This is a genomic window from Streptomyces sp. NPDC087263 (assembly GCF_044744645.1).
GTDB lineage: Bacteria > Actinomycetota > Actinomycetes > Streptomycetales > Streptomycetaceae > Streptomyces.
In genome coordinates this window covers 438,341-458,583 of the sequence record NZ_JBIUYT010000008.1, presented here as the reverse complement: position 1 = coordinate 458,583, position 20,243 = coordinate 438,341, and the positions used below count along the sequence as shown (strand labels likewise).

General features: G+C 69.8%; 18 protein-coding genes. 1 reads left to right on the top strand and 17 read right to left on the bottom strand.

The features are described 5' to 3' along the window. Window positions 1–274: 274 nt before the first annotated feature. The 13 genes from nusB to ACIPC1_RS27120 all read right to left on the bottom strand — a co-directional run bounded on the left by nusB (window position 275) and on the right by ACIPC1_RS27120 (window position 13,512). On the bottom strand, window positions 275–709 hold the full coding sequence (gene nusB / locus ACIPC1_RS27180; RefSeq protein WP_384389259.1) for a transcription antitermination factor NusB: 435 nt from the start codon (window positions 707–709) through the stop codon (window positions 275–277). 2 nt (window positions 710–711) lie between these two features. Beyond that, window positions 712–1,278 (bottom strand): elongation factor P, encoded by a 567-nt coding sequence (gene efp, locus ACIPC1_RS27175; RefSeq protein ID WP_402521293.1) that lies wholly within the window; start codon window positions 1,276–1,278, stop codon window positions 712–714. Between the two features lie 59 nt (window positions 1,279–1,337). Then, window positions 1,338–2,444, bottom strand: coding sequence for a M24 family metallopeptidase (locus ACIPC1_RS27170; RefSeq protein ID WP_384389256.1), 1,107 nt, complete (start codon window positions 2,442–2,444; stop codon window positions 1,338–1,340). Window positions 2,445–2,560: 116 nt separating this feature from the next. Continuing rightward, on the bottom strand, window positions 2,561–3,427 hold the full coding sequence (locus ACIPC1_RS27165; RefSeq protein ID WP_402521291.1) for a Pro-rich N-terminal domain-containing protein: 867 nt from the start codon (window positions 3,425–3,427) through the stop codon (window positions 2,561–2,563). Window positions 3,428–3,811: 384 nt separating this feature from the next. Then, complete coding sequence (gene aroB, locus ACIPC1_RS27160) at window positions 3,812–4,903, bottom strand: 3-dehydroquinate synthase (protein WP_402521289.1); 1,092 nt, start codon at window positions 4,901–4,903, stop codon at window positions 3,812–3,814. Continuing rightward, window positions 4,900–5,382 carry a shikimate kinase gene (locus ACIPC1_RS27155; RefSeq protein ID WP_384389265.1) on the bottom strand — a complete coding sequence of 161 codons (483 nt, stop codon included), beginning with the start codon at window positions 5,380–5,382 and terminating at the stop codon, window positions 4,900–4,902. The genes aroB and ACIPC1_RS27155 overlap by 4 nt, the downstream gene beginning before the upstream one ends. A 29-nt stretch (window positions 5,383–5,411) precedes the next feature. Next, complete coding sequence (gene aroC, locus ACIPC1_RS27150) at window positions 5,412–6,596, bottom strand: chorismate synthase (RefSeq protein WP_384389248.1); 1,185 nt, start codon at window positions 6,594–6,596, stop codon at window positions 5,412–5,414. Window positions 6,597–6,760: 164 nt separating this feature from the next. After that, complete coding sequence (locus ACIPC1_RS27145; protein ID WP_402521286.1) at window positions 6,761–7,600, bottom strand: shikimate dehydrogenase; 840 nt, start codon at window positions 7,598–7,600, stop codon at window positions 6,761–6,763. Then, window positions 7,581–9,431, bottom strand: a complete 1,851-nt coding sequence (mltG, locus tag ACIPC1_RS27140; RefSeq protein ID WP_402521284.1) for an endolytic transglycosylase MltG — start codon at window positions 9,429–9,431, stop codon at window positions 7,581–7,583. Before mltG ends, ACIPC1_RS27145 begins: the two co-directional genes overlap by 20 nt. A 125-nt stretch (window positions 9,432–9,556) precedes the next feature. Continuing rightward, window positions 9,557–10,021 carry a Holliday junction resolvase RuvX gene (gene ruvX / locus ACIPC1_RS27135; RefSeq protein WP_402521281.1) on the bottom strand — a complete coding sequence of 155 codons (465 nt, stop codon included), beginning with the start codon at window positions 10,019–10,021 and terminating at the stop codon, window positions 9,557–9,559. Window positions 10,022–10,032: 11 nt separating this feature from the next. Next, entirely contained in the window at window positions 10,033–12,705 is a 2,673-nt protein-coding gene (alaS, locus tag ACIPC1_RS27130; protein ID WP_402521278.1) for an alanine--tRNA ligase, read from the bottom strand. Next, on the bottom strand, window positions 12,705–13,061 hold the full coding sequence (locus tag ACIPC1_RS27125) for a DUF6167 family protein (RefSeq protein ID WP_402521275.1): 357 nt from the start codon (window positions 13,059–13,061) through the stop codon (window positions 12,705–12,707). Before ACIPC1_RS27125 ends, alaS begins: the two co-directional genes overlap by 1 nt. A gap of 7 nt (window positions 13,062–13,068) precedes the next feature. Further along, the gene (locus tag ACIPC1_RS27120; protein WP_402521444.1) at window positions 13,069–13,512 is read right to left on the bottom strand and encodes a DUF948 domain-containing protein; all 444 of its coding nucleotides are present in this window, start codon (window positions 13,510–13,512) and stop codon (window positions 13,069–13,071) included. A gap of 160 nt (window positions 13,513–13,672) precedes the next feature. Between ACIPC1_RS27120 and ACIPC1_RS27115 the strand changes: the two genes are divergently transcribed. After that, entirely contained in the window at window positions 13,673–15,832 is a 2,160-nt protein-coding gene (locus tag ACIPC1_RS27115) for an ATP-binding protein (RefSeq protein WP_402521272.1), read from the top strand. A 33-nt stretch (window positions 15,833–15,865) separates the two neighbouring features. On the opposite strand, the gene rpsD is transcribed toward ACIPC1_RS27115, so the two are convergent. The 4 genes from rpsD to hisS all read right to left on the bottom strand — a co-directional run bounded on the left by rpsD (window position 15,866) and on the right by hisS (window position 20,236). Beyond that, on the bottom strand, window positions 15,866–16,480 hold the full coding sequence (gene rpsD, locus ACIPC1_RS27110; protein ID WP_365438425.1) for a 30S ribosomal protein S4: 615 nt from the start codon (window positions 16,478–16,480) through the stop codon (window positions 15,866–15,868). 314 nt (window positions 16,481–16,794) lie between these two features. Next, a complete protein-coding gene (locus ACIPC1_RS27105; protein WP_402521268.1) occupies window positions 16,795–18,150 on the bottom strand; it encodes a replication-associated recombination protein A in 1,356 nt (451 codons plus the stop codon). 57 nt (window positions 18,151–18,207) lie between these two features. Then, the gene (locus tag ACIPC1_RS27100) at window positions 18,208–18,849 is read right to left on the bottom strand and encodes a vitamin K epoxide reductase family protein (RefSeq protein WP_402521265.1); all 642 of its coding nucleotides are present in this window, start codon (window positions 18,847–18,849) and stop codon (window positions 18,208–18,210) included. 124 nt (window positions 18,850–18,973) lie between these two features. Beyond that, on the bottom strand, window positions 18,974–20,236 hold the full coding sequence (gene hisS / locus ACIPC1_RS27095) for a histidine--tRNA ligase (protein ID WP_402521262.1): 1,263 nt from the start codon (window positions 20,234–20,236) through the stop codon (window positions 18,974–18,976). Window positions 20,237–20,243: the final 7 nt, after the last annotated feature.

Genomic DNA, 20,243 nt, shown 5'->3' with positions numbered 1-20,243 from the left:
CTGGGGGGGGGGTGGTGGCCGGGGGCGGGGCCCCCCCCGCCCCCCCCCGGCGGGCTTTCCCCCCACCCACAGATCCCCCCCCCCGGGGGGGGGGGGGGCCCCCCCCCCCCCCGCCCCCCCCCCCCCGGCGGCTTTCTGCGGCCCTCGGAGAGCTCGGGGGCAGCGGAGGGCAGCCGAACGCCTGAGGGCCCGCAGCGGACGCGCTGCGGGCCCTCAGGCATTTTCGTTGCTTTCGTCGCTTTCGCGCGCCGTTCTGTGCGTCCTGAGACTCGCCTCAGGACTCGTCCCGGCGGAGTGACGGCTTCAGGTCCTTGAGCCGGCCGAGGAGACCGTTCACGAACGCGGGTGAATCGTCCGTGGAGAACTCCTTCGCCAGCTGTACCGCCTCGTCGAGCACCACGGCGTCCGGGGTCTCGTCGACCCAGATCAGCTCGTAGGCACCGAGGCGCAGGATGTTGCGGTCGACGACCGGCATCCTGTCGAGCGTCCAGCCGACGGAGTACTGCGCGATGAGGTCGTCGATCCGCCTCGCCTTGGTGGCGTAGCCCTCGACAAGCTGCATCGTGTACTCGCTCACCGGCGGCTGCCGGGTGTCGGTCCGGGAGTGCCGGATCCAGTCCGCGAGGACCGTCTGAACGTCCGCGTCGCGCTGGTCGCCCTCGAAGAGGATCTGGAAGGCGCGCTTGCGGGCCGTATTGCGGGCAGCCACGGTTAGCTGTTCACCCGGCCGAGGTAGTCGCTCGTGCGGGTGTCGACCTTGATCTTCTCACCGGTGGTGATGAAGAGCGGGACGTTGATCTGGTGACCGGTCTCCAGGGTGGCGGGCTTGGTGCCGCCGGTGGAGCGGTCGCCCTGGACGCCGGGCTCGGTCTCCTGGATGACGAGCTCGACGGCGGCCGGCAGCTCGACGAAGAGCACCGAACCCTCGTGCTGCGCGACGCTGGCCGTGAAGCCCTCGATCAGGAAGTTGGCGGCATCGCCGACGGACTTGCGGTCGACCATCAGCTGGTCGTACGTGTCCAGGTCCATGAAGACGAAGTACTCGCCGTCCATGTACGAGAACTGCATGTCGCGCTTGTCGATCGTGGCCGTCTCGACCTTGACGCCGGCGTTGAACGTCTTGTCGACGACCTTGCCGGAGAGCACGTTCTTCAGCTTGGTGCGCACGAAGGCCGGGCCCTTGCCGGGCTTGACGTGCTGGAACTCGACGACGGACCAGAGCTGGCCTCCGTCGAGCTTGAGTACCAGGCCGTTCTTGAGGTCGTTCGTGGAAGCCACGGTTGCGGAATCTCCTGGACTGACGTGGACGACCCCGGTGCACGCGCGCAGCTCGAAGGCTAGAGCGCGAGCAGTTCCTTGGTCGTAATGGTGAGTAGCTCGGGTCCGCCGTCCGCCTCGGGGCGTACGACGAGCGTGTCATCGATCCGGACACCGCCCCGTCCCGGGAGGTGGACCCCCGGTTCGACGGTGACCGGCACGCAAGCGTCCAGTTTACCCATGGCCGCGGGGGCCAGCTGCGGGTCCTCGTCGATTTCGAGCCCCACACCGTGCCCGGTCAGCGGAGGAAGGCCTTCCGTGTACCCCGCGGAGTCGAGTACCTGGCGGGCCGCGCGGTCCACGTCCCGGTAGGCGGCGCCGGGTGTCAGCGCCTCGCGTCCGGCGCGCTGGGCGGCGAAGACGAGGTCGTACAGCTCGATCTGCCAGTCGGCGGGCGAGGTCCCGATCACGAACGTACGGCCGATCTCACAGCGGTAGCCGCGGTAGCTCGCACCGAGGCAGACGGAGAGGAAATCTCCCTCCTCGACCCGCCGGTCGGTGGGCCGGTGGCCACGGCGCCCGGAGTTCGGCCCTGTGCCGACCGAGGTCGCGAAGGCCGGGCCGTCTGCGCCGTGATCGACGAGGCGGCGCTCCAGCTCAAGCGCGAGATGACGCTCGGTCCGGCCGACCAGGATCGATTCGAGGAGTTCCCCCAGCGCCTGGTCGGCGATCTCGGCGCCGATCCGCAGACAGGAGATCTCCTCCTCGTCCTTGATCACTCGCAGTTGCTCCACCGCGCCGCCCAGGTCGGCGAGGCGCAGCCGGGGCGCCACCGAGCCGAGCGCACGGTGCCGGGTCACGGTCAGGTGGTGCTCCTCCACCGCGAGGGACTCGGCGCCCTGCGCGAGAGCCACATCGGCCGCGGCGACGGCCGGGTCACCGCCGGGGCCCGGCAGCACCTGCACACGCAGCGCCTGGTCCGGGCGGCCCTCCTCGGCCCCGCCGCCCGGCGGACCACCGAAGAGCAGCACGTCCTCACCCCTGCCGAGCAGCAGGACGGCGCCGCGCGGGGCCGCACCGGCGAGATACCTCACATTGGCCGGGCGGGTGACGAGCGCCGTAGCGCTGCCGCCCGCCGTACAGCGCTCCCGGAGCCGCTCTCGGCGGGCCGCGTACACCTCTGACATAAACCGAGCGTACGAGCGGTGGCCGGATGGCGCCGGTTCAACGGGGCTGGACGGGCGGCGGGCCCGCCGGGACTACCACTGGGGCGGGCCGGCGATCGACCGCGAGCCCGCCCGGATCACCACTGAGGCGGGCTGGCGATCGACCGCGCGAGGACGTCGTCCAGGACGCGGGCCGTGGTCGGTACGTCGAGTTGCGAGTTGTCGATGATGGGGAGCCCCGAGCCGTACCAGCCGGCCATCCGGCCGTGGATGCGGGCGACTTCCTCGTCGGTGAGGCGGCGGTTTCCGGAGCGCTCGGCGTTGCGCTCCAGGACTATCTCCAGGCCCGGCAGCAGGACGACGGGCAGCAGGCCCGGCCCGACGTGCCGCTTCCAGCCGCCGAGGCCGACGACCGGACGGTCCGGGAAGACGGCGTCGTCGAGGATGCAGGAGATGCCGTTGGCCAGGAAGTTCCGTGCGGCGAATCCGCAGGTGCGGCGGGCCAGGCGGTACTGCGCCTCCGAATGGTCGTTCCACCCCGACTGCGGGTCGGCGAAACCCGAGCGCACCCATTCGCGTACGTCGTCGAGGCTGATGTGGGCGGTGGGGACCCGGCGGTGATCGGCCCAGTACTTGGCGACGCTGGTCTTCCCGGCGCCCGCGGGGCCGATCAGCAGCACCGCGAGCGTGGTGGACGTGGGGTCGGCATGGCCCGCGGCGGGCGGCGCGCTCGGCATGGCGACGGGCCCGCCCGGGGGCAGCTGCACATGGCCGGTGGTGTCCGGCTTGGGCGGCACGGGGGCGTGCTGCGGGGGCATGTGCTGCGGTGCGTGCGGGTGCGGCGCCATGTGTCCCGGTGGCGGGCCGGTGAAACCGGGGGCCGGCGGTGGCGGGGGTACGGGACCCGGGTGTCCGGGCTGCGGTCCGGCCGGCGACCAGCCGGCGGCCGGTCCCTGCCCCGGCTGGTGGGGCGGCGGCAGCGGACCCCCCACTGCGTGCTGCATCCGGTGCCACTCCGTCTCGTGGTTCTTTGGCTCGTTCGCCTCCGGGACGCCTCCATCAGTGTCCCGGGCGCGATCACGCTCAGCCCTTCGGGCCTCCGCGCGCTCACGCTCTCGACACCGACGCGTCCCTTCGGCTCCCTCGCGGCAGACAACTGGCGCTGGCGAGCGAGGCCCGAGGCCCACTCGCTACCGAACGGTACCTTCCCCGGCCGCCGTTGTGTGAACGGCCGGGGAGGGTATGAAGTGCCCGTCGGACGGGGGCAAATCGGGCCAAGTGCGGGCCCGTTGGACGTTACGTTCTTAAGTCACGTCGCCGTGAGCCCTCTTGAGCCACGTCGCCGTGAGCACTCCTGAGCCACGTCACCGTGAGCCGTGGATCCGCGCCTACTCCCCCACTTCGCCATACGCGGCGAGGAGGACGGCCGGATCGGGTCCCTCCAGGACGGTCGGCTTGGCGAGGCCGTCCAGGACGATGAAGCGGAGCAGGTTGCCGCGGGACTTCTTGTCGAGCTTCATGTTCTCCAGGAGCTTGGGCCACTGGTCGTAGCGGTAGCTCAGCGGGAGGCCGACGGACTCCAGGATCGTGCGGTGACGGTCGGCGGTCGCGTCGTCCAACCGGCCCGCGAGACGGCCGAGTTCCGCGGCGAAGTGCATACCGACGGAAACGGCCGCGCCGTGCCGCCACTTGTAGCGCTCGTTCTTCTCGATCGCGTGCGCGAGGGTGTGCCCGTAGTTGAGGATCTCGCGCAGCCCGGACTCCTTGAGGTCGCCGGAGACGACCTCCGCCTTGACCTTGATGGACCGCTCGATCAGCTCGGCCGTGTGCGGACCGGCCGGCGTGCGGGCCGCCTCGGGGTCCTCCTCGATGAGCTCCAGGATCACCGGGTCGGCGATGAAACCGGCCTTGATGACCTCCGCGAGCCCGGACACGAAGTCGTTGACCGGCAGTGAGTCCAGCGCGGCCAGGTCGCAGAGCACACCGGCCGGCGGGTGGAAGGCGCCGACGAGGTTCTTGCCCTCGGCGGTGTTGATGCCGGTCTTGCCGCCGACCGCCGCGTCCACCATGGCCAGCACGGTGGTCGGGACCGCGATCCAGCGCACGCCACGCAGCCAGGTCGCCGCCACGAACCCGGCCAGGTCGGTGGTGGCCCCGCCGCCGACGCCCACGATGACGTCGGTGCGGGTGAAGCCGGACTGCCCGAGCGCCTTCCAGCAGTAGGCGGCGACCTCGACGGTCTTGGCCTCCTCGGCGTTCGGCACCTGGATGGCGACGGCCTCGTAGCCCTGCTCGGCCAGGTCGGCACGGAGGGCCTCACCGGTGTCGGCGAGCGACTCGGGGTGGATGATCGCGACACGCTGGGCCTTGTCGCCGATCAACCCGCCCAGCTCACCGAGGAGTTGACGGCCGACCAGCACCTCGTAGGGCTCGGTGCCCGCGGTTCCGCCGACCTGGATACGGGTCACTGCCTCGCTCATGCTTCCTTCAACTCCAGTGCGTCGAGGACCGCTTGGGTGACCTCTTCGGGGGTGCGGTCGTCGGTTGCCACGACCGCCCGGGCGACTTCGGTGTACAGGTCGCGGCGCGCGTCCATCAGCTCGCGCCACTGCCGGCGCGGGTTGACGGCCAGCAGCGGCCTCGCCGTGTTGAGGCCGGTGCGCCTGACCGCCTCCTCGACGTCCATCGAGAGGTACACGACCTGGTGCCCGGCGAGCAGAGCGCGTGTCTCCTCGTCCAGGATCGCGCCGCCGCCGAGCGCCAGGACACCGTCGTGCTCGGCCAGCGCCCGCTTCACGGCCTGCTTCTCGATCGCGCGGAAGACCGGCTCACCGTCGTCGACGAAGATGTCGGCGATGGTGCGGCCCTGCTCCCCCACGATGTCGTCGTCGGTGTCCCGGTAGACACAGCCGAGCCGCTCGGCGACCAGCGCGCCCACCGTGGACTTGCCCACGCCCATCGGGCCGACGAGGACGATCCGCGGACCGGTCACCGCACGACCAGGTTCTCGAGGTAGGACCGCACGTTGCGGCGTGTCTCCGGGACGCTGTCCCCACCGAACTTCTCCGCCACGGCGTCCGCCAGAACCAGCGCCACCATCGCCTCCGCGACGATCCCGGCGGCCGGAACCGCGCACACGTCCGAGCGCTGGTGGTGCGCCTTGGCCGCCTCGCCGGTGGCCACGTCGATGGTCGCCAGCGCGCGCGGCACGGTCGCGATCGGCTTCATCGCCGCACGAACGCGCAGCAGCTCACCGGTGGTCAGACCGCCCTCGGTGCCGCCGGAGTGACCGGAGGTGCGCCGGATGCCGTCCTCGGTGTGCACGATCTCGTCGTGCGCCTGCGAGCCTGGCACCCGCGCCAGCTCGAAACCGTCGCCGACCTCGACACCCTTGATCGCCTGGATACCCATGAGCGCGGCCGCGAGCCGGGCATCCAGCCGCCGGTCCCAGTGCACGTGCGAGCCGAGACCCACCGGCACGCCGTACGCCAGCACCTCGACCACGCCACCGAGCGTGTCGCCGTCCTTGTGGGCCTGGTCGATCTCCGCGACCATCGCCTTCGACGCGTCGCTGTCCAGGCAGCGCACCGGATCGGCGTCGAGCTTCTCCACGTCGGAGGGCTTGGGGTAGACGCCGTACGGGGCCTTCGCCGCCGCCAGCTCGACGACGTGCGAGACGATCTCGATCCCGGCCGTCTCCTTCAGGTACGAACGGGCCACCGCACCCAGCGCCACCCGCGCCGCCGTCTCCCGCGCGCTCGCCCGCTCCAGGATCGGCCGTGCCTCGTCGAAGCCGTACTTCTGCATGCCCGCGAGGTCCGCGTGACCGGGCCGGGGCCGGGTCAGCGGGGCGTTGCGGGCGACATCGGCGAGGATCTCCGGATCGATGGGGTCGGCCGACATGACCTGTTCCCACTTGGGCCACTCGGTGTTGCCGACCATGATGGCCACCGGCGAACCGAGGGTGAGCCCGTGGCGTACGCCGCCCAGGAAGGTGATCTCGTCGCGCTCGAACTTCATCCGGGCACCGCGCCCGTAGCCGAGCCGCCGCCGGGCCAGATGGTCCGCCACCATGTCCGTGGTGATCGGCACGCCGGCGGGAAGTCCCTCCAGCGTCGCGACAAGTGCGGGACCGTGGGATTCCCCCGCGGTCAGCCAGCGCAACCTGCTCAACGGTGCTCCTCATGCTCGCGCCCTGGTACTGCTGCTGCGTACGCGCGTCCTCGCGTACCGCGACGGCGCGACCGGGTGCGCGGCCCAGGCCCGCCACCCCGATCCTCCCACGTCCACGTATGAGAACCGGTCACAGGTCCATCAGACGGACGGACGCCGACGGGTCAGCGCCCGGCGAGAGCGTGCTCGCCGGCCTTCCGCATGGCGTCGAGCGGCGCGGGGGAACGCCCGGTCATCTGCTCGACCTGGAGCACCGCCTGGTGCACCAGCAGATCGAGCCCGCTCACGACCGCGCCTCCGTACGCCGACCAGCGCGCCGCGAGCTGGGTCGGCCATGGGTCGTACAGCACGTCGAAGAGGGTCGCGGGCTGTTCGGGAGTGGCCGCGGCCAGCGCGTCCGTCGTGCCCGCCGGGGTCGTGGCGATCACGAGCGGCGCGCGCAGCGCCTGACCGGCGTCCGCCCAGCCCTCCGTCCGCACCTCCACGTCGAGCCGCTCGCCCCACTGCCGCATCTCGGCGGCACGCTCCGCACTACGGACGTACGCGACGACCTCGCCCGTGCAGATCCGGGCCAGCGCGGCGAGCGCCGACGAGGCGGTGGCACCCGCGCCGAGGATCGCGGCGGAGTCGACCTGCTCGATGCCCCGCTCGCGCAGGGCGGCGACCATCCCGGGGATGTCGGTGTTGTCGCCGACGCGACGACCGTCCTCGGTGAACACGACCGTGTTGACCGCCTCCACCGAGCCCGCCGTCTCACTGACCTCGTCGAGCAGCGGCATCACGGCCCTCTTCAGCGGCATGGTCAGCGAAAGCCCCGCCCACTCCGGCCCGAGTTTCCCGATGAACCCCGGCAGCGCCTCCTCGTCGACCTCGAAGCGGTCGTACGACCAGTCTCCGAGGCCGAGTTCCGCGTAGGCGGCACGGTGCAGCACCGGGGAGAGGGAGTGGGCGATCGGGGAACCGAGTACGGCGGCCCGGCGGGCGTCAGCTGCCCGAGCTGTCATTGAACTTTTCCTTGAGATCCTTGAATTCCGCGTATGTCTTGGCGAACTCCGTCTTGTTCTGACCGTCGGTCGCCACGAAGTAGATCCAGCCGTCGCCCGTCGGATTCAGCGCGGCCTTCAACGCGTCGTCACCAGGGTTGTCAATGGGCCCGGGCGGGAGGCCCTTCTGCGTGTACGTGTTGTACGGGTCCTGGTTGCTGTTGATTTCGGACTCGCTGATGTTGATCTTACTCTGCCCCTTCAAATAGTTGAAGGTCGAGTCGAACTGCAGCAGCTGGTTGGTCTCCGTATTGGTGGGCTTCAGGCGGTTGTAGATGACCTCGGACATCTTGCGGAAGTCCTCATGCGTCTTCCCCTCGGCCTGGACGAGACTCGCCACGGTGAGGAGCTCCAGCGGATTCTTCAGTTTCAGGCCCGCGGCCTTGGACTCAAGGCCGTAGTCGGCGTACTTCTCCTTGGCCAGGTCGACCATCTGCTCCAGGACTTCCTTGGGCTCCATACCCTTGGAAACGGGATAGCTGGAGGGGTAGAGGAATCCTTCCAGCGGGTCCTTGATGTCCTTGTCGGTGTTCGCCCAGTCAGGGAGACCGAGGCTCTTCCAGTCCTTCTCCGCGACGCCCTTGGTCGTGCCCTTCTTGACCTCAAGACGGGTATCGATCATCGCGTAGATCTCAGAATTGCGCTTACCCTCGGCAATGATCAGGTTGTTGCGGCTGGCAGGACTGAGCATCAACGCGACGACGCTTTCCCCTGACATTTCCTTCTTGAGCGTGTAGACGCCCGCCTGAATGGAATTGCCCTTGGGATTCTGGGATTGCGCGGCCACAAAAGCGTCGACGCTCTTGACCACGCCGGCGTCCTTCAACGCCTGCCCGATCGCATAACCGCCGGAACCCTTGGGAATGGTGACGTTCACGCTGTCGCCCGTGCCGTCCCCGGCATAGTCGGGCGCCGCGCCGAAACGATCCTGATAGAACTGGTACCCGAAATACCCGACTCCGCCGATCCCGCCTCCGAAGACCAGGACGACCACCAGACAGGCACACCCGCTGCGGCGTTTCTTGCCTTTGCCGCCGCCTCTGCCCTTCTTGTCACCGCGTCCGCCGCGGCCCTTGGGATCGTCGTCGTCCGCATCGTCGTCATCGTCGCCACCCCCGGCGAAGAAGGCGTGCTCACCCTGGTCGGGTCCGGGATCCCAGTCGGTCTTCGGCTCGGGTTCGGCGCGACGGCGGGCCGGCGGCTCGGGGGGCGGGTAGGCGTCGGGGGTCCCGTACTGGTCGGGCTGCTCACCGCCGTACGCAACGGGCTGGCCCCCGTAGGGGTCGGCCGGGTCGGCGGCGTAGGGGACCTGCTGATGCGCCCCGTTGCCCCAGCCGCTGTTGTCGTACTGCTGGCCCTGGCCGCCGTACTGCTGTTGCTGACCCTGATTCACGTACTGCTGTTGCTGACCCTGGTCCGCGTAGGGCTGCTGCCCTTGACCGCCGTACGGCTGCTGACCCTGGCCGCCGTACTGCTGCTGGCTCTGGTCCGCGTACTGCTGCTGTCCTTGGTCGACATAGGGCTGCTGGCTCTGGGCAGGGAACTGCCCCTGGCCCTGGTACTGCTGCTGGTCCTGACCGTAGCCACCCTGCTGACCGGCGGCCCACTCGCCGTACTGCTGGTGCTGTTGCTGGTGGTGTTGTTGCTGTTGCGGCTGCTGCGGATACTGCTGCGGCTGGCCGCCGTAGGGGGACTGGCCGTCGTCGGCCTGTCCTCCCCATCCGTTGTCCCCGAACAACGGGTCCTCCGGATGCCACGGTTCGGAGCCTGGGCCCCGGCCATACTCAGTCATTGATCCCCTAGAGCCGCGAGGCGGCGGGCACGCGGTGCTTGCGGCACCGCCTCCGTTCCGTCTCTTCTGCTGTGCGGCGGCTGTTCGAACAGAGCCGCATCGCGCGGAACGTTACCGTATCGCGATCAGACAACCACTTCGACGCCCTCGCCCGGAGATTTACCCGACACCCGTTCGGACTCCAAAGCCTGCTGAAGGATGATCACGGCCGCCACCTGATCGATGACGGACCTGCCCTTCTTGGACTTCACGCCCGAGGCTCGCAGGCCCTGACTGGCCGTCACCGTGGTCATGCGCTCGTCCACGAGCCGGACCGGAACGGGAGCGATGCCCCGGGCGAGGTCCTGGACGAAGGCACGGACCTTGACCGCGGCCGGACCCTCGCCGCCCTTGAGGGAGCGAGGGAGGCCGACGATCACCTCGATCGGTTCGTACTCCTCGACGAGTTGCTTCAACCGGCGGTGCGCCGCGGGGACGTCGCGCCCCGGGACCGTCTCGACCGGGGTCGCGAGGATCCCGTCGGGGTCGCACGAGGCGACCCCGATACGGGCATCCCCGACGTCGATCGCGAGACGACGTCCTCTGCGCATGTCCCGGGACCCTACTTGGCCGTCTCGGCGACGAGCCGCTCGACCGCGTCGATGGCGTCGCCGATGGCGGCCGGGTTCTGGCCGCCGCCCTGGGCGACGTCCGGCTTGCCGCCGCCGCCGCCGCCGAGGGTCTTGGCGGCCGTACGGACCAGCTCGCCGGCCTTGAGACCGCGCTCGCGGGCGGCCTCGTTGGTGGCGATCACCGTGAGCGGCTTACCCTTCGCCGTGGTGAACAGGGCGACCACGGCGGCCCGTCCGCCCTGGATACGGCCGCGCACATCGAGGACCAGCTTGCGCAGGTCGTCGGCGCTGGTGCCGTCCGGGACCTGGCCGGTGACGAGAGCGACACCGCGTACGTCCTTGGCGGAGTCGACGAGACCGCCGGCGGCCTGGAGGACCTTCTCCGCGCGGAACTTCTCGATCTCCTTCTCAGCGTCCTTCAGCTTGCCGAGCATGGCGGAGATCTTCTCCGGGAGCTCCTCGGAACGGCCCTTGACCAGCTCCTGGAGCTGGGCGACGACCGTGTGCTCGCGGGCGAGGAAGTTGTACGCGTCCACGCCGACCAGGGCCTCGATGCGGCGTACGCCGGAGCCGATGGACGACTCGCCGAGCAGCTTGACCAGGCCGAGCTGGGCGGTGTTGTGGACGTGCGTGCCGCCGCAGAGTTCCTTGGAGAAGTCGCCGATGGTGACGACGCGGACGCGCTCGCCGTACTTCTCGCCGAACTCGGCGATGGCGCCCTGCTTCTTGGCCTCGTCGAGGCTCAGGACCTCGGCGTGCACGTCCAGGTCTCGGGCGAGCACCTCGTTGATCTGCTGTTCGACATCGGCCATCACCGTGTGCGGTACGGCCGACGGGGAGCCGAAGTCGAAGCGGAAACGGCCGGGCTGGTTCTCGGAACCGGCCTGGGCGGCCGTCGGGCCGAGGGCGTCGCGCAGGGCCTGGTGGGTGAGGTGCGTGGCCGAGTGGGCGCGGGCGATGGACTTGCGGCGGTGGGCGTCGATGGAGGCCTGGGCCTTGGCACCGACGGTGACCTCGCCGACCTGGACGACGCCCTTGTGGACGTACACGCCCGGGACCGGCTTCTGGCAGTCGCGGACCTCGACGACGGCACCGGTGTCGAGCCTGATGCGACCGGTGTCGCCGATCTGGCCGCCGCCCTCGGCGTAGAACGGGGTGCGGTCGAGGACGATCTCGACCTCGTCGCCCTCGGTGGCGGCGGGGGACGAGGCGCCGTCGACCAGGATGCCGACGATCGTCGACTCGCCCTCGGTCCTGTCGTATCCGATGAAGTCGGTCTCACCGGCGGCGTCGGCGATCTGGCGGTAGGCACCGAGGTCGGCGTGGCCGGTCTTCTTGGACCGGGCGTCGGCCTTGGCCTTGTCCCGCTGTTCCTTCATCAGGCGGCGGAAGCCGTCCTCGTCCACCGAAAGGCCCTGTTCGGCGGCCATTTCGAGGGTGAGGTCGATCGGGAAGCCCCAGGTGTCGTGGAGCAGGAAGGCCTTGTCGCCGGCCAGCACCTTGCCACCGGCGGCCTTGGTCTCCGAGACAGCGGTGTCGAGGATGTTCGTGCCGGCCCTCAGCGTCTTGACGAAGGCGGCCTCCTCGGCAAGGGCCACGGTCTCGATGCGCCTGCGGTCGGAGACCAGCTCCGGGTACTGCCGGCCCATCATCTCGATCACGACGTCGATGAGGTCCTGCACGACCGGGCCGCCGGCTCCGAGCAGTCGCATGTTGCGGATGGCGCGGCGCATGATGCGGCGCAGCACATAGCCACGGCCTTCGTTGCCGGGCGAGACTCCGTCGCCGATGAGCATCACGGACGTACGCATGTGGTCGGTGACCACGCGCAGCGAGACGTCGGAGTCGTGACCGGCGCCGTACTCGACACCCGTCAGCTCGGTGGCCTTCCTGATGACGGCCATGGAGGTGTCGATCTCGTACAGGTTCTGCACGTCCTGCAGAATCATGGCGAGTCGCTCAAGGCCGAGGCCCGTGTCGATGTTCTTGCTGGGCAGGTCGCCGAGGATCTCGAAGTCCTCCTTCGAGGTGCCCTCGCCGCGCTCGTACTGCATGAAGACCAGGTTCCAGATCTCCACGTACCGCTCGTCGTTGACGGCCGGGCCGCCCTCGACGCCGAACTCCGGACCGCGGTCGTAGTTGATCTCGGAACACGGGCCGCAGGGTCCGGGGACGCCCATGGACCAGTAGTTGTCCTTCTTGCCGAGGCGCTGGATGCGCTCGGCGGGGACGCCGATCTTCTCGCGCCAGATCTGCTCGGCCTCGTCGTCATCGAGGTAGACCGTGATCCACAGGCGCTCCGGGTCGAGCCCGTAACCACCCTTGTCCTGGGGCGAGGTGAGCAGCTCCCAGGCGTAGGTGATGGCACCTTCCTTGAAGTAGTCGCCGAAGGAGAAGTTGCCGCACATCTGGAAGAAGGTGCCGTGCCGGGTGGTCTTGCCGACCTCTTCGATGTCGGGCGTGCGCACGCACTTCTGCACGCTGGTGGCACGCGGCCACGGCGGCTTGACCTCGCCGAGGAAGTACGGCTTGAAGGGGACCATGCCCGCGGGGACCAGGAGCAGAGTCGGGTCGTCCGCGATGAGCGACGCCGAGGGGACGACGGTGTGACCGCGCTCCTCGTAGAAGCTCAACCAGCGGCGGCGAATCTCGGCCGACTCCATCAGTGGTCCTCATTCCGGTTGTACGTGTACGTCGACCTCTCGACGTACGTCGGGTTCTTGCTGTAGTCCGGGTTGTTGCGGTTCTCGATCGCGGCGCGGCGTCGGGGGCCCGGCAGTTCGTGGTCGACGGACGCGTTCAGTCCGAGCACCTCGTCGAGTTCGGCCTCTCGCTGGGCCATGCCGTCGCGGACGTCGAGCGCGAAGTCCTTGAGCCGGTGACCCGCGTCGATCGCCTTGTTCGCGGCCTTCGCCGCGAGGCTCTCGGGGGTCAGCTGCCTGAGCTTGCGGTTGACTTTGGTGGTGGCCCACACGCCGGCGGCTGCGCCCGCGGTGAACCAGAACGTACGGCGGAACATCGCTGCGTCAGTCCTTCTTCCGCTTTCCCCGTCGCGCCGACGGGACGGTACGGCCCACGATCACGGTACGGCGGGACGCCTTGGGGGGCTCGTTCTCGCGACGGCCTCCGATGGCCCGGCGCACGCCGTAACCGAACGCCGCGACCTTGACCAGGGGGCCGCCGAAGGTGGAGGCGACCGTGGTGGACAGCGCCGACGCGTTCGACGTGACCTCCTGGACGTCGGAGGCGATGGCGTCGACGCGGTCGATCTGGGTCTGCGCGGAGCGCACCGCCGAGGAGGCGTCGGCAAGCAGCGGGACGGCCTGGTCGGTCACGTCCGCCACGAGCTTGGTGGTCGCCCTGAGCGTCTGGGCCAGCCTCGCCAGTGCGACGGCGAGAAAGGAGACCAGGATCGCCCAGAAGACGGCCACCAGAATCCCGGCCACCTCTCCACCGGACACTGTCTGCACCCGCTCCCTGATACGTGCATTGATCATCGGAAACCAAAATTTCGGTTGGCCGAGCCTATCGCGCCGAGGCCGTCGCTCCGTACCGCATTACCGCCCCCGGCACCAGGGCCACGGGAGGCGATTGTACGGACCGCACACGGGTCAGTACGCTCCGTGTCCCATGCAAGGCTCTCAGCGCTCCGACCGTTCGCCGCTCGGCAACCTGCCCCTGGAACTCAACGCGTTCGTGGGCCGCTCGGCCGAACTCGCCCACCTCACCGAGGCGCTGGAGACGTCCCGCCTGGTGACGGTGACTGGCGTCGGGGGTGTCGGCAAGTCACGGTTCGCGGCGCGGGCCGCGGCACAGACGGACGTACGCGACGGGGCTTGGCGCGTGGAGCTGTCCGCGGTGCGCGCGCCGGACCTCGTCGAGCACGCCGTCGTCGAGGCACTCGGCCTGACGGATCACACGTCGAGGCCGCCGCGTCAGGTCCTTCTCGATGATCTCGCCGAGCGCCAACTCCTGCTGGTTCTGGACGGGTTCGAACATCTGGTGGACGTGTGTGCCTCGCTGGTGGGCGAACTGCTGCGGTGCGCGCCGGGGCTGCGGGTGCTCGCGGTGGGGCGGCGGCCCCTGGACCTGGAGGGCGAGCGGCTGTTCCCGCTGGCGCCGCTGGCCGAGGCCGAGGCGGCGGTGCTGTTCGAGGACCGGGCGGCGGCGCGGGTGCCCGGGTTCGCGCTGGACGACGGCAACCGGTCCGACGTACGGGAGCTGTGCCGGCGCCTCGACGGGATCCCGCTCGCCGTCGAGCTGGCGGCGGGGCGGCTGAGCGCCCTGTCTCCCGCGCAGCTGCTGTCCCGTCTGGAGGACCGTTTCCGCCTGCTGACAGGCGGCGGGCGCGACGCGCTCCCTCGGCATCAGACGCTGCGTACGACGATCGGCTGGAGCCATGAGCTGTGCACGCCCGAGGAGCGGCTGCTGTGGTCACGCCTGTCCGTGTTCGCGGGGCGGTTCGACCTGGAGGCCGCCGAATACGTGTGCAGCGGCGACGGGCTGCACAGCGACGATGTCCTCGACGTCCTGGGCGCGTTGCTCGCGCAGTCCGTGCTGTCCCGCGAGGAGACGGCGGCGGGCGTGCGCTACCGGATGCTGGACACGGTCGGCGCCTACGGTGCGCACTGGCTGGAGGCGACGGGCGACGCCCCACGGCTTCGCCGCCGCCACCGCGACTGGTACATGGGCCTGGCCACCTGGTGCGAGCTGGACTGGTTCTCGCCGCGCCAGGGCGAGGTCGCGACGCGCGTCGAGGCGGAGCTGCCGAATCTGCGCCGCGCGCTGGAGCACTGTATGACCGAGCCGGGTGAGGCACACCTGGGCCAGTACCTCGCGGGCACTCTCTGGTTCTACTGGGTCGGCTGCGGCCGGCTGTCGGAGGGGCGGCACTGGCTGCAGCGCGGCGTCGAACTCGACAGTGATCGTGATCAGTCGCGGCTCAAGGCGCTGTGGGTGCTGGGCTATGTGGCCGTTCTGCAGGGCGACATGATCCCCGCACTGACCGCGTTGCAGGAGTGCCGTGCGGAGGCGGACCGTACCGGCAACGCCACCGCCGTGGCGTATGCCGAGCACCGCACCGGCTGCCTGGCCCTGCTCACGGACGACATGCCGCGCGCCGAAACCCTGCTGCGCTCGGCCCTTGACCGCTACCACGCGATCGGCGAGCTCAACAGCAATGTCCTGATGGGCCAGGTCGAGTTGGCGATGGCCCTGGCGTTCCAGGGAGATCTGCCGGACGCGGTGAATCTGTGCGAGGACGTCCGCCAGGTGTGCGAGGACCACGGGGAGCGTTGGGCGCTGGCGTACGCCTTGTACGTCCTGGCGTACGGGGCCCTGGCCGAGGGCGATCAGGCGCGGGCCCGGCGTCTCCTGGAGGAGAGCATCGGCATCGGCCACGCCTTCAACGACCTGCTCGGCACGGTCCTCGCCATCGAGCTGCTCGCGCTGGTCACCGCGGAGGAGGGCGATCCGGCGGAGGCCGCCCTGCTACAGGGGGCCGCTTCCCGCATGTGGCCCTCGGTGGGCCTGCCGCTGTTCGGCTCGGCGTACTACAACGCGCCGCACGAGCGGTGCGAGGCGAGTGCCCGGGAGCGGCTGGGTGACGGGCGGTACGAGGAGTGCGTACGGGAAGGGGCGCGGCTCGGGCAGGAGGCGGCGGTGTCGCGGGCGCTGGGGCGGGCCGGGGTCCGGCCGCTCGGTGCGGTGCCTGCGCCGCGCGGGCTGTGTCCGGACATGCGAAAGCCCGCCGTCTCGCCCACCTCGAAGGGCGGCGAGACGACGGGCTGACGCGCAGGTGGTGCTACGTCCGCTGAGAAGTGATCAGCGGGCGTAGTACTCGACGACGAGCTGCTCGTCGCAGATCACCGGGATTTCCTTGCGGTTCGGCTCGCGGTCCAGGCGGAACGCCAGGGCGCCGAGGTTCACCTGGAGGTAGCGCGGGGTCTCGCCGTCGGGGGCGAACCCACCGGCGCGGGAGACCTCGAACAGCGTCTTGCTGCGGCTGCGCTCGCGGACCATCACGACGTCGTCGGGCTTGACGCGGAAGGACGGCTTGTCGACCTTGCCACCGTTGACCTCGATGTGGCCGTGGACGACCATCTGGCGGGCCTGGTAGATCGTGCGGGCGATGCCCGAACGCAGAACCAGGGCGTCGAGACGACGCTCCAGCTCGATGACCAGGGCCTCACCGGTCTTGCCCTGCGTCTTGGCGGCACGCTCGTAGGCGCGGACGAGCTGACGCTCGGACACGTCGTACTGCGCGCGCAGACGCTGCTTCTCGAGCAGACGGACCTTGTAGTCCGAGTTCTGCTTACGGCCACGGCCGTGCTCGCCCGGCGGGTAGGGGCGGGCCTCGAAGTACTTGACGGCCTTCGGGGTCAGCGCGATGCCGAGGGCACGCGACTTCTTGACCTTGGGGCGGGGCTGATTCGCCACTCTCTGTCTCTCTTTTCGGGTTTCGGCTCACCAGAGTTAAGGGAGGTCGCATCCGCAGCCTGGGAAACCCTTGGGGCCCTTACGGACCTGCTGGGCAGCCGCTCCCTGGACTGGGCACATACGTGCAGCACGCGAGTGGCCCACCGACCGTTTCCCGATACCGGGAGGGTGGTGGGCTGCCCGCGACACCTTCGACGGTGCGCGACGCTCCTGGAATCCCCCTTGGAGGCGGGGCTCCGGCTGGATGTCCCGTTCTGGTGGTGCCGACCGGAGCCGGACACGGGACGCAGCGCTTCGAGGATTCTACAGGGTGGTCAGGACCGCCCTCGACCGAGGTGCTTCCTGGTCCATTCCACCGCGTCCGCGTAGCGCGCCTCGGCCCCGTGACGGGTCGGCGTGTAGTACTCCCGGTCCTTGAGCTCCTCCGGGGCGTACTGCTGGGGGGCGATGCCCTCGGGCAGGTCGTGCGGATACACGTATCCCTGCGCGTGCCCGAGCTTGGCGGCGCCCTTGTAGTGCCCGTCGCGCAGATGCATCGGCACGGGGCCCGCGTGCCCCTTGCGTACGTCCTCCATGGCGGCGCCGATCGCCAGGGTCGCGGCATTGGACTTCGGGGCCAGGGCGAGGGCGATGGTGGCGTGGCTGAGGGTGAGCGCGGCCTCGGGGAAGCCGATCATGGCGACAGCCTGGGCGGCCGCGACGGCTATGGGCAGCGCGTTCGGATCGGCCAGGCCGATGTCCTCGCTGGCGGAGATCATCAGGCGGCGGGCGATGAAGCGGGGGTCCTCACCGGCCTCGATCATCCGGGCCAGGTAGTGCAGGGCGGCGTCCACATCGGAGCCGCGGATGGACTTGATGAGGGCGCTCGCCACGTCGTAGTGCTGGTCGCCGTCGCGGTCGTACTTCACGGCGGCCCGGTCGACGGTCTCCTCCAGGGTCTGGAGGGTGATCTCCGGCTCGCCCTTGTCGAGCGCGGCCCCGGCGGCGGCCTCCAGGGCGGTGAGCGCACGGCGGGCGTCACCGCCGGCGATCCGCAGAAGGTGCTCTGCGGCGTCCTCGGGGAGGGTCACGGCGTCCTTGAGGCCGCGCTCGTCGGAGAGTGCGCGCTTGAGGAGACCGCGCAGGTCGTCGTCGCTGAGCGGTTCGAGGGTGAGGAGGAGCGAGCGGGAGAGCAGGGGGGAGATCACCGAGAAGTACGGGTTCTCGGTGGTCGCGGCGATCAGCGTCACCCAGCGGTTCTCGACCGCCGGGAGGAGGGAGTCCTGCTGGGCCTTGCTGAAGCGGTGGATCTCGTCGAGGAAGAGGACGGTCTCCTTGCCGAAGCCGCCGGTGGCACGGCGCGCGCTCTCGATGACCGCGCGGACTTCCTTGACGCCGGCGGTGATCGCCGAGAGCTCGACGAAGCGCTTGTTCGTGGCCTTGGAGACGACGTACGCCAAGGTCGTCTTACCGGTGCCGGGCGGGCCCCAGAGGATCACCGAGGAGGGCCCGGCCGGGCCTGAGCCGCTGTCACCGACCAGTCTGCGCAGGGGGGAGCCCGGCTTGAGCAGATGCTGCTGCCCCACGACCTCGTCGAGGACGCGCGGGCGCATCCGGACCGCCAGGGGACTGCTGGACGGGTCCTTCTCCTGGCGTTCTTCCGCCGCGGCGGTGAATAGGTCGGGCTCCACGGACAAAACCCTATGTCACGCCACTGACAACGCCCTCCCACCCGGGATGGGCTGCTGTCAGCTGGTCCAGAAGTCCCACCAGCGCGTCAGGATCAGCATGCCGATGATCCCGATGTGCAGCACCGGCAGGACCCAGGTGAACTCGCCGAAGAAGCTCTTCAGCCAGTTCGGCGCGGGCAGGAAGCCGTTGCGGATGTTGGACGAGGTCACGTACCAGAACATGATGATCGTCGCGGCCCACGCCAGGCAGCACCACAGGCACAGCGAGTTGATGCGGTACAGCGACTGGAACTGCAGCCAGGTGCAGAATCCGACGCCGAAGAGGGTGCCGAAGTTGAAGGTCAGCCAGTACCAGCGCGGGAAGGTGGTGCGGGCCAGCAGGCTCATGCCGACGCCGATCACGATGGCGTACGTCACCAGGCCGAGCATCGGGTTGGGGAACCCGAACGCCTCGGCCTGGTCGCTCTTCATGATGTTGCCGCAGGAAACGACCGGGTTCAGGCTGCACCCGGGCACGAAGTCCGGGTTCTCCAGCAGCTTGAACTTGTCGATCGTGATGACCCACGCGGCAAGGAGGCCTGCCGCACCGGTGATCACCAGCAGCAGGGCGAGCGCACGGCTGCCGCCGACCGTCCGCGGGGCGGCGGCGGATCGGTCATCGTGGTCGGTGGAGACGTCCTTGACTGTCGTCTTGCTCATCACGCCGTTTCCGTAGCTTCGAAGGGGCCTGCGGGCACGGACATTGTGCCGCACGCGCACGCGTGCCCACCGTTCGATGGGCATAAGGAAACACGCGCCCGCAGGCCTCCACGAACGGGGCCGCTCAGCCCAACCGCCCTGCGACCTCTGCCACGATCCCCTCGACCGCCACCGCGACCTGCTCACCGGACTCCATGTCCTTGAGCTGCACGACGCCCTCGGCGAGATCCCGCTCGCCGGCGACGATCGTGTACCGGGCGCCCGACCGGTTCGCGTTCTTCATCGCGCCCTTGAGCCCCTTCGCCCCGTAGGAGAAGTCCGCCGCGACCCCCGCCCTGCGCAGCTCGGTGACCACACCGAAGAGCACCCGGCGGGCCTCCTCCCCCAGCGGAACCGCGAACACGCTCGTGGACGACGGGAGTTCGAGCGAGACACCCTCGGCCTCCAGCGCGAGAACCGTACGGTCGACGCCCAACGCCCAGCCGACGGAGGGCAGCGCGGGCCCGCCGATCATCTCGGAGAGGCCGTCGTAGCGGCCGCCGCCGCCCACCGCTGACTGGGAGCCCAAACCGTCGTGGACGAACTCGAAGGTCGTCCGGGTGTAGTAGTCGAGCCCGCGCACGAGTCTCGGGTCGTCCTCGAAGGAGACACCCGCGGCCGTGATCAGCTCGCGCACCTCCTCGTGGTAGGCCTTGCACGCGTCGCACAGGTAGTCACGCAGCAGCGGTGCGCCGGCCAACTGCTTCTGGACGTCGTCGCGTTTGTCGTCGAGGACCCGCAGCGGGTTGATCTCGGCGCGGCGGAGCGTCTCCTCGTCCAGGTCCAGCCCGCGCAGGAAGTCCTGGAGGGCGGCCCGGTAGACGGGACGGCACTCCTTGTCGCCGAGGGAGTTCAGCAGGATGCGGAATTCGCGCAGTCCCAGCGAGCGGTACGCCTGGTCGGCCAGGATGATCAACTCGGCGTCGAGCGCGGGGTCCTCGGCGCCGATCGCCTCGGCGCCGACCTGTGAGAAGTGCCTGTAGCGGCCCTTCTGGGGGCGCTCGTAGCGGTAGTAGGAGCCCGAGTACCAGAGCTTGACGGGGAGATTGCCCACCTTGTGCAGGTTGGCCTCCAGCGCGGCGCGCAGCACGGACGCGGTGCCCTCGGGGCGCAGCGCCAGCCTGTCGCCGCCCTTGGTCTCGAAGGCGTACATCTCTTTGGTCACGATGTCGGTGGACTCACCGACCCCGCGCGCGAACAGCTCGACGTTCTCGAAACCGGGCGTCTCGATGTAGCCGTAGCCGGAGTTCCTGAGCGGGGCGGCGATCGCCTCGCGGACCGCGAGGTACTTCGCGCTCTCCGGCGGAACCAGGTCGTACGTGCCCTTGGGGGCCTTGAAGGTGCTCACGAAGGTT

What these genes read in the sequence shown, in the direction of transcription:
- ACIPC1_RS27170 (WP_384389256.1), bottom strand. Translation starts at nt 2,444, where the DNA reads ATGTCAGAGGTGTACGCGGCCCGCCGAGAGCGGCTCCGGGAGCGCTGT.
- ACIPC1_RS27165 (WP_402521291.1), bottom strand. Translation starts at nt 3,427, where the DNA reads ATGCAGCACGCAGTGGGGGGTCCGCTGCCGCCGCCCCACCAGCCGGGG.
- aroB (WP_402521289.1), bottom strand. Translation starts at nt 4,903, where the DNA reads ATGAGCGAGGCAGTGACCCGTATCCAGGTCGGCGGAACCGCGGGCACC.
- ACIPC1_RS27155 (WP_384389265.1), bottom strand. Translation starts at nt 5,382, where the DNA reads ATGGGCGTGGGCAAGTCCACGGTGGGCGCGCTGGTCGCCGAGCGGCTC.
- ACIPC1_RS27145 (WP_402521286.1), bottom strand. Translation starts at nt 7,600, where the DNA reads ATGACAGCTCGGGCAGCTGACGCCCGCCGGGCCGCCGTACTCGGTTCC.
- mltG (WP_402521284.1), bottom strand. Translation starts at nt 9,431, where the DNA reads ATGACTGAGTATGGCCGGGGCCCAGGCTCCGAACCGTGGCATCCGGAG.
- ruvX (WP_402521281.1), bottom strand. Translation starts at nt 10,021, where the DNA reads ATGCGCAGAGGACGTCGTCTCGCGATCGACGTCGGGGATGCCCGTATC.
- alaS (WP_402521278.1), bottom strand. Translation starts at nt 12,705, where the DNA reads ATGGAGTCGGCCGAGATTCGCCGCCGCTGGTTGAGCTTCTACGAGGAG.
- ACIPC1_RS27125 (WP_402521275.1), bottom strand. Translation starts at nt 13,061, where the DNA reads ATGTTCCGCCGTACGTTCTGGTTCACCGCGGGCGCAGCCGCCGGCGTG.
- ACIPC1_RS27115 (WP_402521272.1), top strand. Translation starts at nt 13,673, where the DNA reads ATGCAAGGCTCTCAGCGCTCCGACCGTTCGCCGCTCGGCAACCTGCCC.
- ACIPC1_RS27100 (WP_402521265.1), bottom strand. Translation starts at nt 18,849, where the DNA reads ATGAGCAAGACGACAGTCAAGGACGTCTCCACCGACCACGATGACCGA.